This window comes from Rhodococcus sp. NPDC080181 (assembly GCF_040702225.1).
GTDB classification, from domain to species: domain Bacteria; phylum Actinomycetota; class Actinomycetes; order Mycobacteriales; family Mycobacteriaceae; genus Rhodococcoides; species Rhodococcoides fascians.
On sequence record NZ_JBFBKN010000036.1, the window covers coordinates 17,057 to 37,316 of the forward strand.

At 65.4% G+C, this 20,260-nt stretch carries 20 protein-coding genes and 2 pseudogenes; 16 read left to right on the forward strand and 6 right to left on the reverse strand.

Annotated features, from left to right (window positions below; all coding sequences use genetic code 11):
* Window positions 1-106: 106 nt before the first annotated feature.
* Both AB0O58_RS24815 and AB0O58_RS24820 read right to left on the reverse strand, forming a co-directional pair.
* Window positions 107-1,063 (reverse strand): M56 family metallopeptidase, encoded by a 957-nt coding sequence (locus AB0O58_RS24815; RefSeq protein WP_008720467.1) that lies wholly within the window; start codon window positions 1,061-1,063, stop codon window positions 107-109.
* Window positions 1,060-1,437, reverse strand: coding sequence for a BlaI/MecI/CopY family transcriptional regulator (locus AB0O58_RS24820; protein WP_008720466.1), 378 nt, complete (start codon window positions 1,435-1,437; stop codon window positions 1,060-1,062). Before AB0O58_RS24820 ends, AB0O58_RS24815 begins: the two co-directional genes overlap by 4 nt.
* A 428-nt stretch (window positions 1,438-1,865) precedes the next feature.
* On the opposite strand from AB0O58_RS24820, the gene AB0O58_RS24825 reads away from it, so the two are divergent.
* The 9 genes from AB0O58_RS24825 to AB0O58_RS24865 all read left to right on the forward strand — a co-directional run bounded on the left by AB0O58_RS24825 (window position 1,866) and on the right by AB0O58_RS24865 (window position 12,697).
* The gene (locus tag AB0O58_RS24825) at window positions 1,866-2,225 is read left to right on the forward strand and encodes a MerR family transcriptional regulator (protein ID WP_008720465.1); all 360 of its coding nucleotides are present in this window, start codon (window positions 1,866-1,868) and stop codon (window positions 2,223-2,225) included.
* Between the two features lie 297 nt (window positions 2,226-2,522).
* The gene (locus AB0O58_RS24830; protein WP_008720464.1) at window positions 2,523-2,903 is read left to right on the forward strand and encodes a metalloregulator ArsR/SmtB family transcription factor; all 381 of its coding nucleotides are present in this window, start codon (window positions 2,523-2,525) and stop codon (window positions 2,901-2,903) included.
* A complete protein-coding gene (locus AB0O58_RS24835; RefSeq protein WP_008720463.1) occupies window positions 2,900-4,855 on the forward strand; it encodes a cation-translocating P-type ATPase in 1,956 nt (651 codons plus the stop codon). The genes AB0O58_RS24830 and AB0O58_RS24835 overlap by 4 nt, the downstream gene beginning before the upstream one ends.
* Window positions 4,852-5,397, forward strand: a complete 546-nt coding sequence (locus AB0O58_RS24840; RefSeq protein ID WP_008720462.1) for a signal peptidase II — start codon at window positions 4,852-4,854, stop codon at window positions 5,395-5,397. Before AB0O58_RS24835 ends, AB0O58_RS24840 begins: the two co-directional genes overlap by 4 nt.
* A 94-nt stretch (window positions 5,398-5,491) precedes the next feature.
* Window positions 5,492-6,094, forward strand: coding sequence for a cadmium resistance transporter (locus AB0O58_RS24845; protein WP_008720461.1), 603 nt, complete (start codon window positions 5,492-5,494; stop codon window positions 6,092-6,094).
* A 393-nt stretch (window positions 6,095-6,487) separates the two neighbouring features.
* The gene (locus AB0O58_RS24850; RefSeq protein ID WP_241256931.1) at window positions 6,488-9,043 is read left to right on the forward strand and encodes an AMP-binding protein; all 2,556 of its coding nucleotides are present in this window, start codon (window positions 6,488-6,490) and stop codon (window positions 9,041-9,043) included.
* Window positions 9,040-10,068, forward strand: coding sequence for an iron ABC transporter substrate-binding protein (locus AB0O58_RS24855; RefSeq protein ID WP_008720459.1), 1,029 nt, complete (start codon window positions 9,040-9,042; stop codon window positions 10,066-10,068). The genes AB0O58_RS24850 and AB0O58_RS24855 overlap by 4 nt, the downstream gene beginning before the upstream one ends.
* Window positions 10,069-10,139: 71 nt before the next feature.
* Entirely contained in the window at window positions 10,140-11,654 is a 1,515-nt protein-coding gene (locus AB0O58_RS24860; RefSeq protein ID WP_080733225.1) for an iron ABC transporter permease, read from the forward strand.
* Complete coding sequence (locus AB0O58_RS24865) at window positions 11,651-12,697, forward strand: ABC transporter ATP-binding protein (protein WP_008720455.1); 1,047 nt, start codon at window positions 11,651-11,653, stop codon at window positions 12,695-12,697. The genes AB0O58_RS24860 and AB0O58_RS24865 overlap by 4 nt, the downstream gene beginning before the upstream one ends.
* A gap of 428 nt (window positions 12,698-13,125) precedes the next feature.
* Here AB0O58_RS24865 and AB0O58_RS24870 read toward each other — a convergent pair.
* The 3 genes and pseudogenes from AB0O58_RS24870 to AB0O58_RS24880 form a co-directional block, all read right to left on the reverse strand.
* Window positions 13,126-13,474, reverse strand: a pseudogene (locus AB0O58_RS24870) (divalent metal cation transporter).
* A 276-nt stretch (window positions 13,475-13,750) separates the two neighbouring features.
* Window positions 13,751-14,818, reverse strand: a complete 1,068-nt coding sequence (locus tag AB0O58_RS24875) for a hypothetical protein (RefSeq protein ID WP_032373364.1) — start codon at window positions 14,816-14,818, stop codon at window positions 13,751-13,753.
* 5 nt (window positions 14,819-14,823) lie between these two features.
* Window positions 14,824-15,990, reverse strand: coding sequence for a site-specific integrase (locus tag AB0O58_RS24880; RefSeq protein ID WP_008720452.1), 1,167 nt, complete (start codon window positions 15,988-15,990; stop codon window positions 14,824-14,826).
* Window positions 15,991-16,499: 509 nt separating this feature from the next.
* Between AB0O58_RS24880 and AB0O58_RS24885 the strand changes: the two genes are divergently transcribed.
* The 6 genes and pseudogenes from AB0O58_RS24885 to AB0O58_RS24910 all read left to right on the forward strand — a co-directional run.
* Complete coding sequence (locus AB0O58_RS24885; protein WP_008720451.1) at window positions 16,500-16,943, forward strand: PepSY domain-containing protein; 444 nt, start codon at window positions 16,500-16,502, stop codon at window positions 16,941-16,943.
* Window positions 16,846-17,235, forward strand: a complete 390-nt coding sequence (locus tag AB0O58_RS24890) for a PepSY-associated TM helix domain-containing protein (RefSeq protein ID WP_268987755.1) — start codon at window positions 16,846-16,848, stop codon at window positions 17,233-17,235. The genes AB0O58_RS24885 and AB0O58_RS24890 overlap by 98 nt, the downstream gene beginning before the upstream one ends.
* Window positions 17,190-17,291 carry a hypothetical protein gene (locus tag AB0O58_RS24895; RefSeq protein ID WP_268987754.1) on the forward strand — a complete coding sequence of 34 codons (102 nt, stop codon included), beginning with the start codon at window positions 17,190-17,192 and terminating at the stop codon, window positions 17,289-17,291. Before AB0O58_RS24890 ends, AB0O58_RS24895 begins: the two co-directional genes overlap by 46 nt.
* Window positions 17,292-17,452: 161 nt before the next feature.
* Complete coding sequence (locus tag AB0O58_RS24900) at window positions 17,453-18,040, forward strand: PepSY-associated TM helix domain-containing protein (RefSeq protein WP_008720449.1); 588 nt, start codon at window positions 17,453-17,455, stop codon at window positions 18,038-18,040.
* Entirely contained in the window at window positions 18,037-18,768 is a 732-nt protein-coding gene (locus AB0O58_RS24905; protein WP_008720441.1) for a DUF5134 domain-containing protein, read from the forward strand. Before AB0O58_RS24900 ends, AB0O58_RS24905 begins: the two co-directional genes overlap by 4 nt.
* A 398-nt stretch (window positions 18,769-19,166) precedes the next feature.
* A pseudogene (locus AB0O58_RS24910) lies at window positions 19,167-19,739 on the forward strand (cytochrome c oxidase assembly protein); the annotation flags it as partial.
* Between the two features lie 166 nt (window positions 19,740-19,905).
* On the opposite strand, the gene AB0O58_RS24915 reads toward AB0O58_RS24910, so the two are convergent.
* On the reverse strand, window positions 19,906-20,031 hold the full coding sequence (locus AB0O58_RS24915) for a hypothetical protein (RefSeq protein ID WP_268987753.1): 126 nt from the start codon (window positions 20,029-20,031) through the stop codon (window positions 19,906-19,908).
* Between the two features lie 12 nt (window positions 20,032-20,043).
* Between AB0O58_RS24915 and AB0O58_RS24920 the strand changes: the two genes are divergently transcribed.
* Window positions 20,044-20,260: hypothetical protein (locus tag AB0O58_RS24920; protein WP_231893869.1), on the forward strand; the 217-nt coding region annotated here is incomplete at its 3' end.

Below are 20,260 nucleotides of genomic sequence, written 5' to 3' on the forward strand. Positions count from 1 at the left end.
GACAGTTCTACCCGTCGCTCGACGGACGAGGGCGCACGATTGAAATTGGCTCGGCGCGGCGACTGCCGTCACCACTGACCGATCGACCCGCTCTTGGCAGGACCACTCAAGAGCCCATCGGACCACACATGATCACACCCGCAGCGGCGAGGGCACCGAACACGATCGGACTCGCGGTGATCGAGAGGACGATCAAGGACAGTTGGGTGCGGGCCCGCGCGTGCACGGGGGTGGACACAGCGACGGTGAGGCGATGAGCACGAGCGAGCACGTCGCCTCCGCTCGCGCCGAGGGCACCCGCGGGAGCGACGGACGAACCAGTGAGGGCGAGCAGACCACCGAGTAGCGCCCGCCGACCATGGGAGCGGGCAGCGCTGTCGTCCGCGCACATCTCGAGCAGCAGGGCGATCTCGGTCGCCCCGTCGCGGAACAACCGCATCCATGGAGCTGCCGCGGCGAGTCCGCGAACAGAGGCGAGCAGCAGGTGATGGCGACCGATTAGGTGAGCACGTTCGTGCGCCAAGACGGCGCCTAACTGATCCGGGACGAGTGCATCCAGGGCACCAGTAGTGATCACGATGGTCTTCGGACGGCCAGCAACGCAGTAGGCGAGCCGATCCGCGGTGTCGACGACCACCGCGTCGGTACCGGGCAGGCGTTGGCCGATCACCCTCGCCGTCCGGGCGTGGCGAAGCGTGTGCGTTCGCATCCGCAGCATGCCCCGCCCAGCCCTCCACACCACCAACGGAAGCGCCGCCGCAGCGACCGCGGAGACTGCTATCAGTGTTCCCTGAAGCAGTGCTGCGGCACGGCCGTCGATCGACCGGAGCACCTCGACGACGCACGCTGACACCCAGTGAGCGTCTCTGTTCCAATGCACCGCTTCGGTGACGAGCATGATCGCCGCGCCGGTCCAGGTCAGGATCACCACCGCCATTGCTGCACTCCAGGCAGCTATCCCGAGCTGCGGAGCGATGCCCCGGCGGGTCAGTCGCGCGAGCACAGGCGGACCGGCTACCGAGACCACGAGCCCGTAGAGCAGCAGGCACAGAGTCAGAGTCATCGCGACTGGCCGGGGTCGGTCAGTCTGCGCAACGCTCTTCGCACACGCTCCGACTCTTCGTCGCTCATCTGCTCGACGAAATGGGTGAGCACCAGGTCCGACTTGCCGCCCGCAGCGAACGCGTGACGCATCAGCCGGGCACTGTGCTCCTCGCGAGACAACGTCGGCCAGTAGTCGAACGCCTTGCCCCTACGGGTGCGCTCCAACCAGCCCTTACGGTGCAGGTTGTCCATCGTCGACATCACCGTGGTGTAGGCAATCACCCGCTGCTCGGCCAATTCGTCGAACAACTCCCGCACGGTGCTTCGCGCACCGCGGGCCCACAGGCGATCCATCACTACCGCCTCGAGTTCACCGAATCCGTTCACCCGCACCTATCGCCTCCTGCCCTGTCGTCTCCTGATCCTAGGGTCGTCGGTAACACGACATCTACTATCTATGTACGTACTCAGTATATGGTCGTGATGTCCCGTCTCCTCGGGACCAGAATTGAGGGAGATTCCGATGACCGAACTGATGACCAACCTGCAGACGTGGTGGGATTGCCAGATCATGATGGCCACCGGCATGTGTGGGGACATGTGCGCCGCAATGATGTGTTGCTGACCGGCTGACGACCTGCGATAGGATACTTCCCCCGACTTCCCGAAAGTCGGGGGAAGCTTGCCGGGCGAGCCTCTCGCGCGGCGTCGTACAGAACGAATCGACAGGGCGAGCGCAGTCTTTGACGATTGCGTACGGACGAAGACCAGGCTTGCCGAAGCCCTGCTGATCTGATCTCGTAACTCTCCTCGGCGATGGGGTGCCGGCGACGACGCTGCGCTTCCACGAAAGCGAGGGGCTGCTGCCGGCGGACCGAGCCCCGAACGGGTACCGCGTCTACGACAAACGAGCACAGCAACGGTTGGCGTTCATCACCGCCGCGAAAAGCTCGAAACTGACGCTGCCACAGATCAAGACGATGCTGCGCGCATGGGAGAACGACTCCTGCGCCGCTGTGAAGACCGGGCTGCGGCCAACACTGCGCGAGCACATCACCCGGGAGGAGGAGTCGATCGCGCAGCTCACCGAGCTGCATGCCGCAATGACCGGTGCGTTCGATCGTCTCGACGACACTCCCGACGCGTCGGCGCGCCGTTCGACCCGCAATGCAGCTGGTTGACCTCGGCCTCCTCGCCGTCTCGGACGGATTCGGCGAGTAGGGAATCGAAAGCGCCTTCGTAGCAGGTGCCACCGCGATCGGGAAGTCGGCGATCTCGACCGCGCCGTACGGAGCAACTGCGGTTTGTCGCGTGCGTCCGCAGGTCCGGTGACCGGGTCCCACACCACGGAGGTGTTCTTCGTCGTGCCGTCGTCCTGTCTCAGTACGGCACGACGAGGATCGGACTCGTGCCGACGAGACCGGGGCCGAGCATTCACGCATAGCGATCATACCGGGCTTAGATGCTATCATCGTTGCATGACGATCAATAAGGATGGCCGCCTGCCCGGCGGTTCCACGTCGACTTTCGATGCGGCAGTGTCGTTGTTCCACAGCCTTTCCGATGCGACACGGTTGGCTATCGTTCGCCGTCTCGCCAGCAGGGAGGTGCGTGTAGCGGACCTGGTGAGCGAGCTGGGGCTGGCACAGTCGACGGTATCGGCGCACATGGCGTGCCTGCGGGACTGCGGATTGGTCGTCGGTCGCCCCCAGGGCCGGCAGGTGTTCTACTCCCTCGTCCGGCCGGAACTGTTGGACCTGCTCGCTTCGGCCGAGACCCTCCTCGCCGTCACGGGGAACGCGGTGGCACTCTGCCCGGTTTACGGCACCGCGCCCGCCGGGTCGGCGGTGACCGGATGAGCGACGCATGCGGCTGCGGCCACGACGAACCCCGCCTGGACGGCGACGAGGAGCACGAACCCGACAAGCTGTGGCAGATCACCGAGATCCGAGCTGCCGCGGTGGCCGGTGCACTGCTGGCGGCAGGGCTGATCATTGACTGGATCGGCGGCCCTGATCGGCTGACCCTGGTGCTCGAATCACTCGCGTTGATCGTCGCCGGCTACACCTTCGTCCCGTCGACCCTTCGGCGGCTCGCGCGCGGCAAGATCGGTGTCGGCACCCTGATGACCATCGCGGCGGTCGGTGCCGTGATCCTTGGTGAGGTCGGCGAGGCCGCGATGCTCGCGTTCTTGTTCGCGATCAGCGAGGGCCTCGAGGAGTACGCGGTCGCCCGCACACGGCGAGGTCTACGGGCACTGTTGTCCCTGGTTCCCGACACCGCCACAGTCCGACGAGACGGCCTCGAGCAGGCGGTGTCGCCGACCGAGTTGATGCTCGGGGAGATGATGATCGTCAAGCCCGGCGAGCGCATCGCCACCGACGGCACCATCCGCCGCGGCACCACCGCGCTCGACACCTCGGCGATCACCGGCGAATCGGTGCCCGTCGAGGCCGGGCCCGGCGACGACGTGTATGCCGGGGCGATCAACGGAACCGGCGTTCTCGAGGTGGAGGTCTCCGCACGTGCCGAGGACAACTCGCTGGCCAAGATCGTCCGGATCGTCGAGGCCGAGCAGTCCCGCAAGGGTGAGGCTCAGCGGTTGGCCGACACGATCGCCAGGCCCCTGGTGCCGGCAATCATGGTCGCCGCCGCCCTCATCGCCGCCGTGGGCAGCCTGCTCGGCGAACCACGGGTATGGATCGAACGCGCACTGGTCGTCCTCGTCGCCGCCTCACCGTGCGCACTGGCCATCGCCGTCCCGGTCACCGTCGTCGCGGCGATCGGCGCCGCCAGCAAACTCGGCGTCCTGGTCAAGGGAGGCTCAGCTCTTGAGGCGCTGGGCCGCATCCGCGTGATCGCGCTCGACAAGACCGGCACCCTGACCCGCAACAAGCCGGTCGTCATCGACGTCGCCACCGCGGACGGTGCGACCCGCGAACAGGTCCTCGCCGTGGCCGCAGCGCTGGAAGTGCGCAGCGAGCACCCCCTGGCCGCGGCGATCCTCGCCGCCGTCGACGACCACACACCCGCCGACGACGTCGTCGCAGTCACCGGAGCCGGCCTCACCGGCCGCCTCTGCGGCGACGACGTCCGCCTCGGCCGACCAGGGTGGATCGACCCCGGCCCGCTGGCCGCGGACGTGGAACGGATGCAGCACGCCGGAGCCACCGCCGTCCTCGTCGAACAGGACGGCCGCACCCTCGGCGCGATAGCGGTCCGCGACGAACTGCGACCCGAAGCCGCGGAAGTCGTCGCCGGTCTCCGCCGCGACGGGTACCACGTCGCGATGCTCACCGGGGACAACGAACGCACCGCCCGCGCACTGGCCGCCGACGTCGGCATCGAGGAGGTCCACGCGGATCTGCGACCGGAGGACAAAGCACGCATCATCGGCGACCTGAAGGGCCGCCGGTCGACCGCGATGGTCGGCGACGGCGTCAACGACGCCCCCGCACTGGCCACCGCCGACCTCGGTATCGCCATGGGCGCCATGGGCACCGACGTGGCCATCGAGACCGCCGACGTCGCCCTGATGGGTGAGGACCTGCGGCACCTGCCGCACGCCCTGGCCCACGCGCGCCGATCCCGACGCATCATGCTGCAGAACGTCGGGCTGTCGCTGGCGATCATCACCGTGCTGATGCCGCTCGCCCTGTTCGGAATCCTCGGCCTGGCCGCGGTGGTGCTGGTGCACGAACTCGCCGAGATCGTGGTCATCGCCAACGGAGTCCGCGCCGGCCGCACCCACCCCCTGTCCGCCGCAGCGGTGCCCGCACCTGCCCCGGCAGCAGCCGAGGCCTGGACATGAGCCCAGACCCCACTTCGGGCCCGATGCCGGGTGTCTCGACCGGGGGACGCTCGGCGACTCGATCCCGGTGGACCCTGGCGATCGTCGTCGCCGTCCTCGTCGCGGCGGCACTCGCGGCCGACCCCGTCGCCCGCCGCGCACTCTCCGACGGCCGCGTCATCGAACTGGGGTTGCTGCAACTCAGGCTTGCCTACAACAGCGGTGTCGCCTTCAGCGTCGGGAACGGGCTGCCGCCAGGGGTCATCATCGCGGTCACCGCCATCATCACTCTCGCCATCGCCGTGTACGCGTGGCGCACCGTCCCCGTCGGCTCACTGACCGGGACGGTGGGGCTGTCGGCGGTCGTCGCCGGAGCGGCCGCCAACGTCATCGACCGCGCTGCCGACGGCCGCGTGACGGACTACTTCCACACCGGATGGTGGCCCACCTTCAACCTCGCCGACACCTACCTCACATGCGGCGTAGTCCTGGTCGTCCTCGCGTCGCTCCGGGAGGGCCGAACCCGCGTCGATCCCACGGGCACGGAGCAACGATCCGTATGACTGCTCCCCGACCTCGAATCCGATCGACCTCCATGACGGTCGCGTGCGGCACCGGGGGCGTCCGGTTACATCCTCACCGACGCCCGGTGCGGCAGTGATCACCACCATCGCCGCGGCAGTGGCGATGTTCGCCGGCACCAACATCGACGACATCGTCGTGCTGACGGTGCTGTTCGTCGCCTCCGCCAGCCAGGGTAGGCCGCGGGCGTGGCAGATCGTCACCGGCCAGTACCTCGGCCTGATCACCCTCGTCGCGACCAGCGTCGTCGCCGCTCTGGGACTGGTGATCGTGCCGCAAGAATGGGTCGGGCTACTCGGTGTGCTGCCCCTGTCGCTGGGGCTCTGGACGCTGATCCGCTGGCTGCGCAGCGACGACGAGGACGAACCCCCGGTCGCTGCCACCGGAATGGCAGGCGTTGCTGCCATCACCATCGCCAACGGTGCCGACAACATCGCCGTCTACACCCCGGTCTTTCGGACGCTCGGTCCACCACAGACCGCAGTCACCATCGCCGTGTTCCTGATCTGCGTCGGGATCTGGTGCTACGCCGGCAGGCTGCTGGGCACTCGCAGGAAGGTCGTCGACACTCTCGAACGGGTCGAGCACTGGCTCGTCCCAGCGGTGTTCATCGGCTTGGGTCTCTTCATCCTCCTCGAATCCGGAGTTCTCGCCCGGCTGATCGCCGCCGCGTCATGACCGACACCCGCTCGCGCGCAGCCTGCGGAACCGCTACGGCCCGACTCAGATCGGTTCCCGCCACCGCCCGGTGGCGTCACCTCCATGCCATCGATCGAAGCGTGAGGGTGAGCAAAGGGCGGCGCATCGATACTCGGTCGATCCGTCGGCGATCATCAGATCGACCACGGTGCGACAATCGGACCGGACTTGCCGAATCGACCGCCGAGTAGGCGTCGCTGACCCCGATCATCTGTGTCCGAGCGGTGTGTGGACAGACGAGCCACGCTCGTCCGCGCGGGCGCGGAGTCGTATTCGTCGCCGGAAGGTTAGGTTCGGCAGCCCTTATAGACTCGCTCGGTGCCCAGAGACTTCAACCGCCCGAAACGCCCCAGTGTGCGCTTAGCGCACGATTTGGGCAGATTCGGTGACGCACCGGGTCTGATATCGGTGAACGAGACGATCACCTACCGCGACCTGGACGAGCGCATCGACCGGCAGGCGGCCAGACTTGGACGTGGCCGTCGTCTGGTACTGATCGCCGGCACCAACAAGGTCGAGGTCGTCGTCACCTACCTCGCGGCGCTGCGTGCAGGACACCCCGTACTGCTGGCCTCGGACGACAATCCCGACCATCTCGACGGGCTCATCGACACATATCGGCCCGATGTGGTGGTGCGCACCCTCGACGGCAACACAGTCGTCGAAGAACTCGATCGACAATCCAGACATGAGCTGCACCCTGATCTCGCGTTGCTGCTGAGCACCTCGGGTTCGACCGGATCACCCAAACTCGTCCGTCTCTCGCACGACAACGTGCAGGCCAACGCCGAGTCGATTGCCGAATACCTGGGCATCCGCCCCACCGACCGTGCCGTGACCACGCTACCCATGCACTACTGCTATGGGCTTTCGGTCGTCCACAGCCACCTCCTGCGCGGTGCCGCCTTGATTCTGACCAACTCTTCGGTCACAGATACTCGACTGTGGGACCTTGCGCGCACCCACCGCGCCTCCACCTTCGCGGGTGTGCCGTACACCTTCGATCTGCTCGACCGTATCGGGTTCGAACAGCTGAATCTTCACGACCTGCGGTACGTCACGCAGGCCGGCGGAAAGCTGTCGCCCGATCGCGTCCGCACGTATGCCGAGCTGGGCCGACGCCAGGGATGGGACTTGTTCGTCATGTACGGGCAAACGGAGGCGACCGCCCGAATGGCGTATCTGCCACCGGATCTTGCCGCCGCTCATCCGCATTCCATCGGACGGCCGATTCCCGACGGGTCCTTTCGGCTCGATCCGGTCGCGGATGCCCCGGACGGGACGGGTGAGCTCGTCTATTCGGGGCCGAACGTCATGCTCGGCTACGCACACGACCCCGGCGACTTGCGCCTGGGTGACACGCTCGCCGGCGAGCTGCGAACAGGCGACCTGGCCCGGCGAACGGCCGATGGACTGTACGAAGTGGTCGGCCGACGCAGCCGTTTCGCGAAAGTGTTCGGTCTACGTATCGATCTGCACCGCGTCGAGTCCGCGCTCGCACACCTGGGATTGACCGTGTGCTGCACCGACGGCACGGACGAACTCGTCGTCGTCGCGGAGAACGCTGACGTCGCCGACGTGCGACGCTTGACAGCACAGTTCAGCGGCCTTCCCGCAACAGCAGTTCGGGTGTGTGTCGTCGATGAGCTGCCGCGCACCTCCACCGGCAAACCCGATGCGCGAGCGGTCGCGGAATTCGCAGGCAAGCCCGGCCCTGTTCAGCCCACCTCGACGACGACAAAGCCCGAGACCACCGATGTCAAAGCGATGTATGCCGAGGTCCTGCATCACGCAAGGGTCGACGACGACAGCACGTTCGTGAGCTTGGGCGGTGACTCTTTGTCGTATGTGCGGATGTCCATTCGGCTGGAGGAGCTGCTCGGTCACCTCCCGGCGGACTGGCACAACACCCGAGTCGTGGACTTCGTTCAGGCACCGCACCTGCGCCGCGGCTGGCGACGGGTGGAGACCAACGTTGTGCTGCGCGCCCTTGCGATCGTGCTGATCACCGGCTCGCACATACACCTGTTTTCGGTGCTCGGCGGGGCGCACGTGCTTCTCGGAATCGCCGGCTACAACTTCGCCCGCTTCCACCTCGGCGCGGTCGATCGCACCGCCCGCGCACGCAATGCTGTGCGCAGCGTCGCTCGGATCGCCATCCCCAGCATGGTGTGGATCGGGGCCATCATCGCTCTGACCGGGGACTACCGCATCACCAGTGCATTGCTGCTCAACGGAATCTTCGGCCCGGACGGTTGGTCTGTCGAATGGCGATACTGGTTCGTCGAGGCGATTGTGTACATCGTCCTCGTAGCCGCCGCTGTGCTCTATGTTCCGGCGGTCGCACGTCTCGAACGCAGTCACCCGTTCTGGTTTCCTATGGGGTTGGTGGCATTGGGCCTGGTTACCCGTTACGGATTGATCGAGATCGACGACAGCCGCAATCGCATTCTGACCGCGGCGGTTGTCTTCTGGTTGTTCGCCCTCGGCTGGGCCGCCGCCCGGGCGCAGACCGTGTGGCATCGAGTGGGGGTCACCGCGGCAATCGTGCTATCGATTCCCGGGTTCTTCTTCGGCGACATCCAGCGAGAAGTCATCGTGATTGTCGGACTTTGCCTGCTGGTGTGGCTCACATCCGTCCCATGTCCCGCAGTTGTGGGCCGGGTTGCGGGGGTGTTGGCAAGCGCGTCACTCTACATCTACCTGACCCATTTTCAGGTCTATCTACCGCTGCGCGACGACCATCCCTGGACAGCATTCGCCCTGTCGATCGTCGTGGGGGTTGTCTACTGGCAGGCCGCGACCTTCGTGCTCGCCCGTCTACCGTGGAGCGGGACAGGGCCGGGCATTAGGTTTGCCAATCCTCTAAGTACCATGGCGGCGGGGACGACCGGAGGTGGTCCGGTAAATGCGAAGGACGGACGATGAGCAAGCGGATCGAACTGATGGCGGGCCTCGCACTGGCGACCGCGGCACTGTTGACGGTGTCGGGGTGTTCGAGCGCTGAGTCCGACCCGGGCGGGGACAACCGGATCACCGTCTACAACGCCCAACACGAGTCGCTGACGAAAGAATGGGCCGACGCGTTCACCTCGGAGACCGGCATCGAGGTCGACCTGCGCCAAGGGAGCGATACCGAACTCGGCAACCAACTCGTAGCGGAGGGTGACCGATCGCCAGCGGATGTGTTCCTCACGGAGAACTCTCCGGCGATGACGCTCGTCGAGAACGCGGGTCTGTTCACCGACGTCGACCAGGCCGTGCTGGCCCAGGTTCCGAGCCAATACCGCCCGTCGAACGGCAAGTGGACGGGTATCGCCGCCCGCTCGACCGTGTTCGCCTACAACACGGACATGCTGACCCCCGATCAGCTCCCGGCCTCACTCCTGGACCTGCAGGACCCCGCCTGGAAGGACCGCTGGGCAGCATCGCCGTCGGGAGCCGATTTCCAAGCCATCGTCAGTGCGCTGCTCGAGTTGAAAGGCGAGGACGCTACACGCACCTGGTTGGAGGGGATGAAGAACAACGTCCGCGCCTACAACGGTAACGGCACGGTGATGAAAGCCGTCAACGCCGGAGAAATCCCGGGCGGCGTGATCTACCACTACTACTGGTTCGGCGATCAGGCCAAGACCGGAGAGAACAGCAGTAACGTCGCCCTGCACTACTTCAAGAACGAAGACCCCGGCGCATTTGTCAGCGTCTCCGGCGGCGGCGTCCTGCAGTCCAGCGCGAAACAGGATGCAGCGCAGCAGTTCCTGGCGTTCGTCACCGGACCGAAGGGTCAGGAAGTTCTGCGGGACGGGATGTCGTTCGAGTACTCGGTGGGCAGCGAAGTGGCGGCCAACGCGGATCTGGTCCCCTTGACCGAACTGCAGGCCCCGCAGGTGGACCCGGCGAAGCTCAACAGCCCGAAGGTCACCGAGCTCATGACCGAAGCCGGTTTGCTCTGATTCCAACGACGAACGGTCGAGAACAACGGGGGCCGGCCCACACGCTGCGGTGCCCAGCAGGCCGGTCGCGTATGCCCTTGCCTCTGGCTGTCACCGCAGTGATTGTCGTGGCGATCTCGCTCATCCCGCTCGGGTACGTGATCGTGGAGAGCGTGGACACCGGCTGGGCCACCGCGTCGGCGCTGCTGTTCCGATCGCGGGTCCGCGAATTGTTGGCCAACACCGTGATGTTGGTAGTGATCACGGTGCCCATCTGTGTCGCAATCGGCGTCGCGGCTGCTTGGTTGGTCGAGCGCACACGAGTATTCGGAGCGAAGGTGTGGGCGGTATTGCTTGCCGCGCCGCTGGCTGTCCCGGCGTTCGTGAACGGCTACTCATGGGTGACGGCGATCCCTTCCCTCGGCGGGCTGCGCGGCGGCGTTCTGATCGCAACGCTCTCGTATTTTCCTCTCGTCTACATTCCCGTGGCCGCGACGCTACGCAGGCTCGACCCCGCGGTCGAGGAATCGGCGCGAGGACTCGGAATCGGACCGTGGGCAGTGTTCTTTCGCGTCGTGGTGCCGCAGCTGCGGCTGGCAATCGCCGGCGGCGCGCTTCTGGTCGCGTTGCACCTACTCGCCGAATACGGTGCCTTCGTCTTCATCCGCTTCGACACATTCACTACAGCGATTTTCGAGCAGTATCAATCGACGTTCAACGGAGCGGCGGCGACCATGCTCGCCGGGGTGCTGGTATTGCTGTGCCTCACATTGTTGGTGATCGAAGCGGTTGTGCGTGGCAGTGCCAGGTATGCCCGCATCGGCTCGGGTGCAGCCCGCCCGGCCGTGCCTGCAGAACTCGGTTGGCAGTATTCGCCGATCGCGCTCGTCTTCCTGGGGATGTTGATCGCACTGTCTCTCGGAGTCCCGATCGCCAGTGTTCTGCGGTGGCTTGTCGTCGGCGGCAGCGCGGTGTGGGAGTGGGACGAAATCTCGTCCGCGCTGCTGCAGACGCTCGGGTTCGGAATTGCCGGTGCGGTCATGACGTGTGCACTCGCGTTCCCGGTCGCGTGGATCTCGATTCGCCACCGCGGACGGTTCAGCCGTGTCCTCGAGGGCGGTACCTACATCTCGAGTTCGTTGCCCGGCATCGTGGTTGCGTTGGCGTTCGTCACCGTCGCCATTCGGTACGCAAATCCGCTGTATCAAACAGTTGTCGTCGTGATCGCGGCCTACGCATTGCTCTTCCTGCCACGCGCATTGGTCAACCTGCGGGCGGGGCTCGCGCAGGCGCCCGTCGGGTTGGACGAGGCGGCTCGGTCGCTGGGTCTGTCACCGCTGTCGAGTTTCTTTCGGGTGACTCTCAGATTGGCTGCGCCGGCCACCGCAGCGGGCGGTGCGTTGGTGTTCTTGGGGATCGTGAACGAGTTGACCGCGACATTGCTGCTGGCACCGACCGGAACCCGCACTCTGTCGATGCAGTTCTGGTCGCTGAGCAGCGAGATCGACTACTCGGGGGCTGCTCCGTACGCGTTGATCATGATCGTGCTGTCTCTGCCCATGACCTACGTTCTCTTCTCCCAGTCGAAAAAGGCGGCAGGACTATGACATACGCGGTGGAGGTGGATGGGCTGGACAAGTCGTTCGGTCCTGTGACGGTGCTACGTCGTGTTGAGTTCGCTGTCGATGCCGGGTCGACCACAGCCATCGTCGGACCGTCCGGTTGCGGTAAGACGACGCTGCTGCGTCTGATCGCGGGTTTCGACAAACCCGACGCAGGCACTGTCGCACTGACCGGGAAGGTCGTCGCGGGATCCGGCTGGACGCCTGCGCACCGAAGGTCGGTGGGGTACGTCGCCCAGGACGGGGCACTGTTCCCACACGCCACGGTCGGCGCGAACATCGGGTTCGGCCTGCCACGCCGTGCCCGCACCGTCTCGAAGATCACCGAACTGCTCGAGATGGTGTCGCTGGATTCGTCCTACGCCTCACGTCGACCCGACCAGCTCTCCGGCGGCCAGCAGCAACGGGTCGCGCTCGCGCGGGCGCTGGCGCGTGAACCTGAATTGATGCTGCTCGACGAACCGTTCTCGGCACTCGATGCCGGCTTGCGGGCGAACACTCGACGGATCGTCGCCGACGTCCTCGCCAAGGCTGGGATCACCACCATCCTCGTCACCCACGATCAACCCGAGGCCCTGTCGTTCGCCGACCGGGTTGCGGTGATGAGCTCGGGCAGGCTCGCACAGATCGGTACACCTCGTGAAATCTATTCCCGCCCTGTGGACGTCACCACCGCGGAATTCATCGGTGACGCCGTGATCTTGACGGCCCACATCGAGAACGGCCGTGCCCGCTGCGCCCTCGGCGACGTCGCCGTCGCCCCTTCCCCGAACGCCATCGAAGGTGCAGCCCGAATCATGTTGCGGCCGGAGCAAATCGAGGTGACCACCGACGGCGCGGGTGCATCGGGGGCCGTCGTCGACGTGGAGTACTTCGGGTCGGAGATGCTGCTCGGGATCCGCCTCGACACCGCGGACACCGCTATGGCCCAGCGGGTCACCGTGCGCCGCTTCGGCGCCACGGCTCTGACGCCCGGCGACAGGGTCGCCATCCGCGTCATCGGCGACGCCGTAGTGTACGACCTGTGAGAGAGCTACTCAGTGTGAGGCAGCCTCTCGCGTCCTGCTCGATCATGCGATCGATGCCGAACAATGTGCGTAGTTAGTGGGCAGACTTGCACCATCCAGACTGAGGCAACGCCCCGGAGGCAATCACGTCTCGACCCCAAGCATGGAACGGGCCGGCCGGCATCGACTGTCACCGCCGTCTACGATCCGCACGCGGGTTGATGTCTTGAAGGTGGTGGGCGGCTTCGTCGTCATCCAAACTGGGGGCATCGATTGCGTTGCTTGCAAATCTGGTGGCCCGCACTAAGTCTTCTTTCTTTCGAGGACGGACTCCCCCTGAGCGGCGGAAGAACCCACTGATTCCGATTTCCCACGCACACCACCACCATCGCGAGCGGTAATCGGTCCTGGAACACAGAGGCAAGCAGGAGACGTTCACCCGCGCACAATCAGACGACGGTTAGATGGATCAGTGCAATGCTGAGTGCGACGACGATTCCCGCGATGAACCGGGCTGCATATCGAGTGATCCGGTAATTTGACATCGCTGCCCATCAACATGCGGTCAGAGGTGAACCGCACCAACGGAATCAGCGCGATCGGAATACCGAAGGACAACACGACCTGCGAGACGACGAGAGCGCGACTGGGGTCAACCCCAGCGGCGAGGATCGCCAGTGCCGGAACCAGCCGCCGCACACGATCGGGATGCGCTTGCGTGGACGGTGCACGCCTGCTTTTCGTGTGTGTCGCTGCAGGAGCGATCGTGACCATCGACGCACTGACCAGTCTCGACATCCCCTTCGTGTTGGTACTTCTCACCGCGCTTGCCGCTGTCGGCACTGACCCTCAGGAAACGTCGCCGAACCATCAACGCAGACATCGATGCAGTGGATCGGAAGCGCACCGCGAGACGAGGTCCAGCGACACGACCACCCCGTACCAAGAGACCGTGAAGCCCGCGTGCGAACTTTCGACACAGACCCGGTCGTCGTTCGGTGCAATGTTCGCTGACTCACTCACAACAGGGGTCGCTCCTGCGGGGTGACACCTGGGATCGTCGCGCGCTGAAGACTATTGCTCGCACTCCGGCATTTCCGCATCTAAGAACTCGAGAAGTTCCCTGAGCAGTCGGTCTGCGCGGTTTTCGACATCGGCAAGAACCGAATCGACGTCGTCGAGGAGCGCGTGGGAGTGCCTTCGTGCGAGTGTGCCGCGTTCGTAGTAACCAGGGTCGAGCGAGACCGCCGATGCAGGCTCGAGCGTAAAGACACGCTTTGGGTTCGTCTCTCGGACGGGGGGCGGTATGTGCGTGGGAGCGCGTCCCCCGAGGTGTGCTCGAACGATATCGGCTATTCCCCGGGAGGTGAGAGGGGTTGCGACCAGCGGGGTATGGCCCCACCGGTCGATCGTGGTCAACAACGGCCGTTCGCTGCCTGGGTCGAGATGAGTAACGGAGTCGGCGAGTTCGGTTCCGTCGACGTGCTCGATGGCGTCGGCGAGCATGCGTGTGCTGGGGTGCCGCTCGCCGTGGGCCAGGACCTCGTACCAGCGCCTGTACACCTTTCTCGGTGATGCGCCCGCCCTCACGAGCTCCAACGATGTGACGGCATGTACACCGGTGCCCGTTTCGATTGTGAGGGCATCGAATTCGGGTTCGACGGCGACATCTCTTATTCGCAGTGCCGCGATCTCGGTGTATGGCAGCCCGGCCGCGGCAAGAGTGAGGACCAGTGCATCTCGGCGAGCGAACAACGCCGCCGGCCACCCTGTTCCGGGGAGGCGCGTGACGATGCCGCCGATCCGAGTTGCGGTGTCGCGCAAACGCGCTGCACGCAGCGCGTCCAGAGCCGCTCGCACGCTCTGACCGCGACCCGGCGGGGGCAGGGCGCGGTCTCGATGAACAGCGTCGATGACGGCGATGCGACGACGTTGCGTTGCCGGCGCGGCAGGGTTGGCTCGGAGGAACCGAACGAACAACTCCGGTGAGACCGGCAACGCCGACTGATCATGAGCGGTGCACCAGTCCGCGAACAGCGACCACGTGTGTCGACCCCGTTCCGGGACAGTGTCGTTCGATACTGGAGTTGTTCGGACAAGGTCGGTGTTGTCGCCGCTCGTCGAGGTGTCGGTGCCGTGCATGAGGGTCACAAGCCGAGATCGTTCACGGCGTTGCCGACCAGAGGCGCGTTCTCGCGGGCATAGATTTCGACCATTCCCGGGCTTCTGTGTCCGGTCTGTCGCATGATCGCGTGTGCGTCGGCACCGTTACGGAACGCTTGAGTGACGAATCCGGCACGCAGTGAATGTCCGCCCAGCTGGGCGAGAAGGTCTGCGTCGTAGCCGGCGCGGCCGGCGCGGCGGCGGATCGCGGCGTGCACTGCCGCACCCGACAGTGCGGTCTGGGATAGGTTGCCGTTCTTGCGGATCGACCGGAACAGCGCCGACCGCGTGTCAGCGGTGGGCAGGGTGCTGTGGCAGAGATGGGAGTCGAACTTCGCTGCGCGGGAAAGCAAACGAATGATCGCGGTTCTGCCACCGGTATCGAATGCAGCAACGATCTGCAGCCAGCGAACCCACGCGCAGACCGGGCATGATTCGTGCCGGTCGGTGAACGGCAGCGCCTTCACCGTTCCGGTTCCGTCCTGGTCGGTCTTCGAGTGCCGCAGGCGGACATGCGCACCGTCGAGGCGATCGCGGCGCACATCACGACATTCGAGGTCCACGAGTTCGCTGCGCCGAAATGCCCCGGAGTACCCCATCAGCAGTAGTGCGGTGTCGCGGCGTTCGAGCACTTCACTGGCCCAGCCGGTGACACCGGCACGTGCTACGTCAACGATGGCAGTGATATCGGACGTCAGGAGTGGGGCGCGGGGATTGCGGGGGCGCTCCCCCGCGGCGGCGTAGTCTCGGCGGATACCGGCGAGGGTGGCGCGCACCATCTCGTGGCCACACGGGGTGTCGTGGCCGAGCCCGCGGTGACGGTCGGTGATCGCAGCGACCCATTTGCCGAAGGTCGACGGTGCATACGCCCGGACTCCGTCGACGGTCAGCGAGTCCGCCGCGTCAACGAGATACGCAGCCACGGTCGCAGGGTGCGCCGGCAACGAGATGTGCCCGGCGGCAGTGCACCAGGTCTCGAATCGCCGCCACGCCGAATCGTAGGCGCGGCGGGTTGCGGCAGACCGCGCCGACGCCATCGACCGTTCGATACGCGCAGCCACCTCGGCCGACAGGTCCGGAAACACCACCGCACCACTCACCAGGGCAACTGAATCTGCGTCCAGGACCTCACCGAGCTGCCGTTCTGCCATGGCAAGAACTGTAGTGCGCACCTCCGACAGGCTTTTTGATTTCAAAACACGCTCACCTGGTGTTTCGCCGGGGATGGTGCGGGAAAATGGGCGTACGACGGCCTGCAGTACCACTTCTCGGTGCTCTGAGCGTCGGTTGAGGAGCAGAAGTTTGCTCCGTACACGGCCGCACCGGTCTGTTCGAATTGCTCGACAGTTGAGTATCCCTGGGACGGGTCGCAAGCGTAGCCGTCGAGGACTTGTCCGGCCACGAGATCAGGTCGTTCCACTGAGCAGTAGCTCTTTGGACGGGAAACCCGTCGAATCTCCTTCACTTTGACACCTACACCGGCAGCTCGTGGCGGGGTCGCAGCCCTACGAGGACCTAGTCGGGGCGTGACACCCGAATAGTTCTCGAGTACGCGGCTCGGAATTATCGGGAACTTCCGGGACCGCTGGCCCGACTACTGCACGAGTAGGACCGGCTGAGCGCCCAGTGCAGCCCGAGGAGAAGGAACCGAAACACGCAGATGTCCACCAGTGAAATCGATCGACCGCCTGCGCCCGGTGACACCCCGCCTTCGGTGACGAAGATCCCGTTGTGGCCACAGATCAGGCCGTTCGTGCTGCGGTTGCACTTTTATGCCGGCATCCTGGTCGGACCGTTTCTGCTGATCGCGGCCGTGACCGGCCTGCTGTACACCATCAGCCCGCAGTTGTCGGACTACGTTCATCGCCACGAACTGACAGTCGATCAGGTCGGCGATCAGCAGCTGCCGCTCAGTGAGCAGGTCGCCGCGGCCCGGGCCGCCCACCCAGAAGGCTCGATCACCGAGGTCCGGCCCCCCATCGACGCCGAGAGCACCCACCCGTGTCGTGCTGGCGGTCGACGACGTTCCCGAGGGGTACGGGCGGACCGTGTTCGTCGACCCTTACACCGCGCAGGTCCGCGGAGAACTGACCACGTTCGGTGAGTGGCTCCCGGTGCGCGCGTGGATCGACGAACTGCACCGCAACCTCCACCTCGGCGATCTGGGCCGTAACTACAGTGAGTTGGCCGCCAGTTGGCTGTGGGTGGTCGCACTCGGCGGGCTCGTGTTGTGGACGCCCGGGTCCGCCAACGCTCGTCCAGTGCCTCCGAAGCCGCCAGAGCTGCTCTGGTGCCGGAGCCGAGGAAGAGGGGCCGCGCCCGCGCGTTGTCGTGGCACGGCACGGTCGGGGTGTGGATCATCGCCGCTCTCCTGCTTCTCTCGGTCACCGGTTTGACGTGGTCACGGTATGCCGGAGAGACCATCGGGGACGTACGTACGGCGCTGTCGTGAACGACACCGTCGGTCGAGACTCATCCTGCCGGAACGGGCGAGAATGCAGGCGGTGATCACCACGGGGGAGACGGTGCGCCGGTCACCGACACCGTGATCGGTGAAGGCGCGGAATCGACGGTGTCGAGGCCGCCGCCCAGGGCGCGGGCCTGCAGGCACCGATGAAGCTCGTTCCTCCCGCCGAAGAGGGACAGGCATGGAAAGTGCAAGAGGCCAAACGTGATTGGCCCACACGCTACGATTCGGTAGCCGTCGATGCCGCGTCGGGCCAGGTGATCGACAAGGTCGAGTTCGCGAACTGGCCGCTCATGGCCAAGATGACCAACTGGACCATCGACGCCCACATGGGCATCCTGTTCGGACTCGTCAACCAGATCCTGTTGGCGCTCACCGCTATCGGTCTGATCGCCGTCATCCTTCGCGGCTACCGGATGTGGTGGCTGCGGTGCCCGACCCGGGCACGAGGAATCAGGTTCGGACCACCTGCCAAACGCGGGGCGCTGCGCCGGATGCCGCCGTGGGCCGCGGTAACCGCGGTAGTGATCGCAGTGATCCTGGGCTGGTACATGCCGTTGTTCGGAATAACACTGGCAGTGTTCGTCGCCGTCGACGTCGCTCTGGGACTACGTCACCACCGTCGATCGCGCGGAACCACACTCGAATCCGCGTCGCTGCCGTCGCGGGAAGAACGAGCCGACGCGGATCGAGCACCGGGTATCGATGCACACAATCGGCAGGACGCGTCGTGATCGCTGATAGTTCGCTGCGGTGGATCACCACAGCACTGTTCGTGTTCGCGGCCGGATACTGCGTGTACCGCATCATCCGCGCCGCGCAGTGGAACGTACGGATCGACCACGGGTTCCACCTCGTGATGTGCGCGGCCATGATTGCGATGGCGTGGCCGTGGGGGCTCGGCGTCCCGCTGTTACCGCAGGGAGTGTTCTTTGCCGCGGCGACGGTGTGGTTCGCGATCTCCGCAGCACGCACGGCACCGGGCACGACCGGTGTCGACGAGCACCCCCACGGACCTGCGATGGGCAGCTATCACGTGTTCATGATGGCTGCGATGGTGTGGATGGTCGCGGTGATGGCCGGGTGGCTTCCCGGCACCGCCGCGCACGATCACACCGCCGACGCCGCCGACGGTGACATGTCCGGAATGGGCGCGCACGCACACACCCCCGACATGGACATGAGCAGTCCTGACCATACGGCCGCGATGAGCGGACCGGGATGGATCTCCGCGGTATCACTCACGCTCACAGTCGTCTTCGCTGTCGCAGCGATCGTGTGGCTCTACCGTCTGTTCGTCGCCGAACAGAGCACTGCTCTCGCACCTGTACATCCTTCGCCTGGATCGCAGGCAGGTAATATCGCCGTCGATGCGCTACCGGCGTCGCGGCCGCAGAGTGTCGCTGCGGCGTGCGAGGTGGCGATGGCAGCCGGAATGGCGATCATGATGGGCGTCGTGTAACACCGATGATCGACCGACGCCACTGCAGTACAGCGACATCGAACGAGGCTATGTGACAACCGATTCACCGCACCATATTTCGCGCACACGCCAGTCGCTGTGTGTGCGTTACGTCCTTGCGATCGCGCTCGTATGCGCGGCCGCGTTGGTCGTTGTCGTCACCGTCCGCTCGGGGGACACCCGACACGCAGCCAGCGGTGACTCGTTCCCTGGCACCTTCACATCGCTTCTGTACGTCCTGCTCCGTTTCACCGTCTCACTCGCCGCCGCGATCACGATGGGCTCATTGGTATACGGGATAGTCTGTACCCGTTTCTGCCGTGTGGGCCGGGTCGGTCCCGACGGATACGCGACCCTGCTCACTGCTGGCCGATCGAGCCTGAGAACCGTCTGACGCTCCCTCGCTCGAGCAGTTCGCGACCTTCTGGCGGTTTGACTTCGTCACCGGCGGCGCGGCAGTCGTCCTGATCGCGCTGTACGGGTGGGCAGTTCTGCGGTTGCGACGGCGCGGAGATCAGTGGCCCCTCGGGCGTACCATCGCCTGGATGACCGGGTGCCTGGCGTTGCTGGTGGCGACGAGTTCAGGTCTCGCTGCATACGGTTCGGCGATGTTCAGCGTCAATATGGGTGCGCACATGACGCTCAACATGTTCGTTCCGGTCCTGCTCGTGCTCGGCGGGCCGGTCACGCTCGCGTTGCGGGCGCTGCCCCCAGCTCGGGAGGACAGGATGCCGGGACCGCGGGAATGGATCGTGTGGGTGGTCCATTCACCACTGATGCGAGTGCTGTCGAACCCCGCCGTCGCGGTCGGGTTGTTCGTCCTCTCCATCTATGCAGTGTATTTCAGCCCGCTGTTCGACGAGCTGGTCCGCTACCACTGGGGACACGAGGTGATGAATATCCACTTCATCGTCACCGGGTACCTCTACTACTGGGTCATCATCGGCATCGACCCCGGACTGCACCGGGTTCAGGCCGCACGAAGGAACGCAGCTGGGATCCACGAGCAACTCGTAACGTTCGATCACCAGGATCAGTGATGCGCGCAGCCCTATGCTTCCTGCAATGCGCATTCCCCCATCCCGCCCCGAAAGATGCTGGTCTATACCGTTGTGTAGGAGATGTCGGTCATGCCGTTCACGGGATGGCACGTACCGCGGCGTCGAGAGCACCGGGTGTGCTCAGGGCGATCGGTTCGCCGTTGAGCAGGACTGTGGGAGTGGCGTTGATGGTCTTGAGCACCGACTGGGTGGAGTCGGCCACCCAGTCGGTGTAGTGGCCGCCGGTGATGCAGTCGCCGGCGGTGTCGGGAACTCCCGCTGCGACAGCGATATCGGTCAGTTGCTCGTCGCTCAGCCCCGAACCGCCTTCGGCGGGCTGCTGCCCGTATACGGCGGCGGATCAGGAGTGTCGCCCGGGGTCCTGCTCGGTCTGGGGTCTGCTCACCGTCGGTGGCGCAGCGAGCCGACAGGGCGAGCACAGGACCAAACCG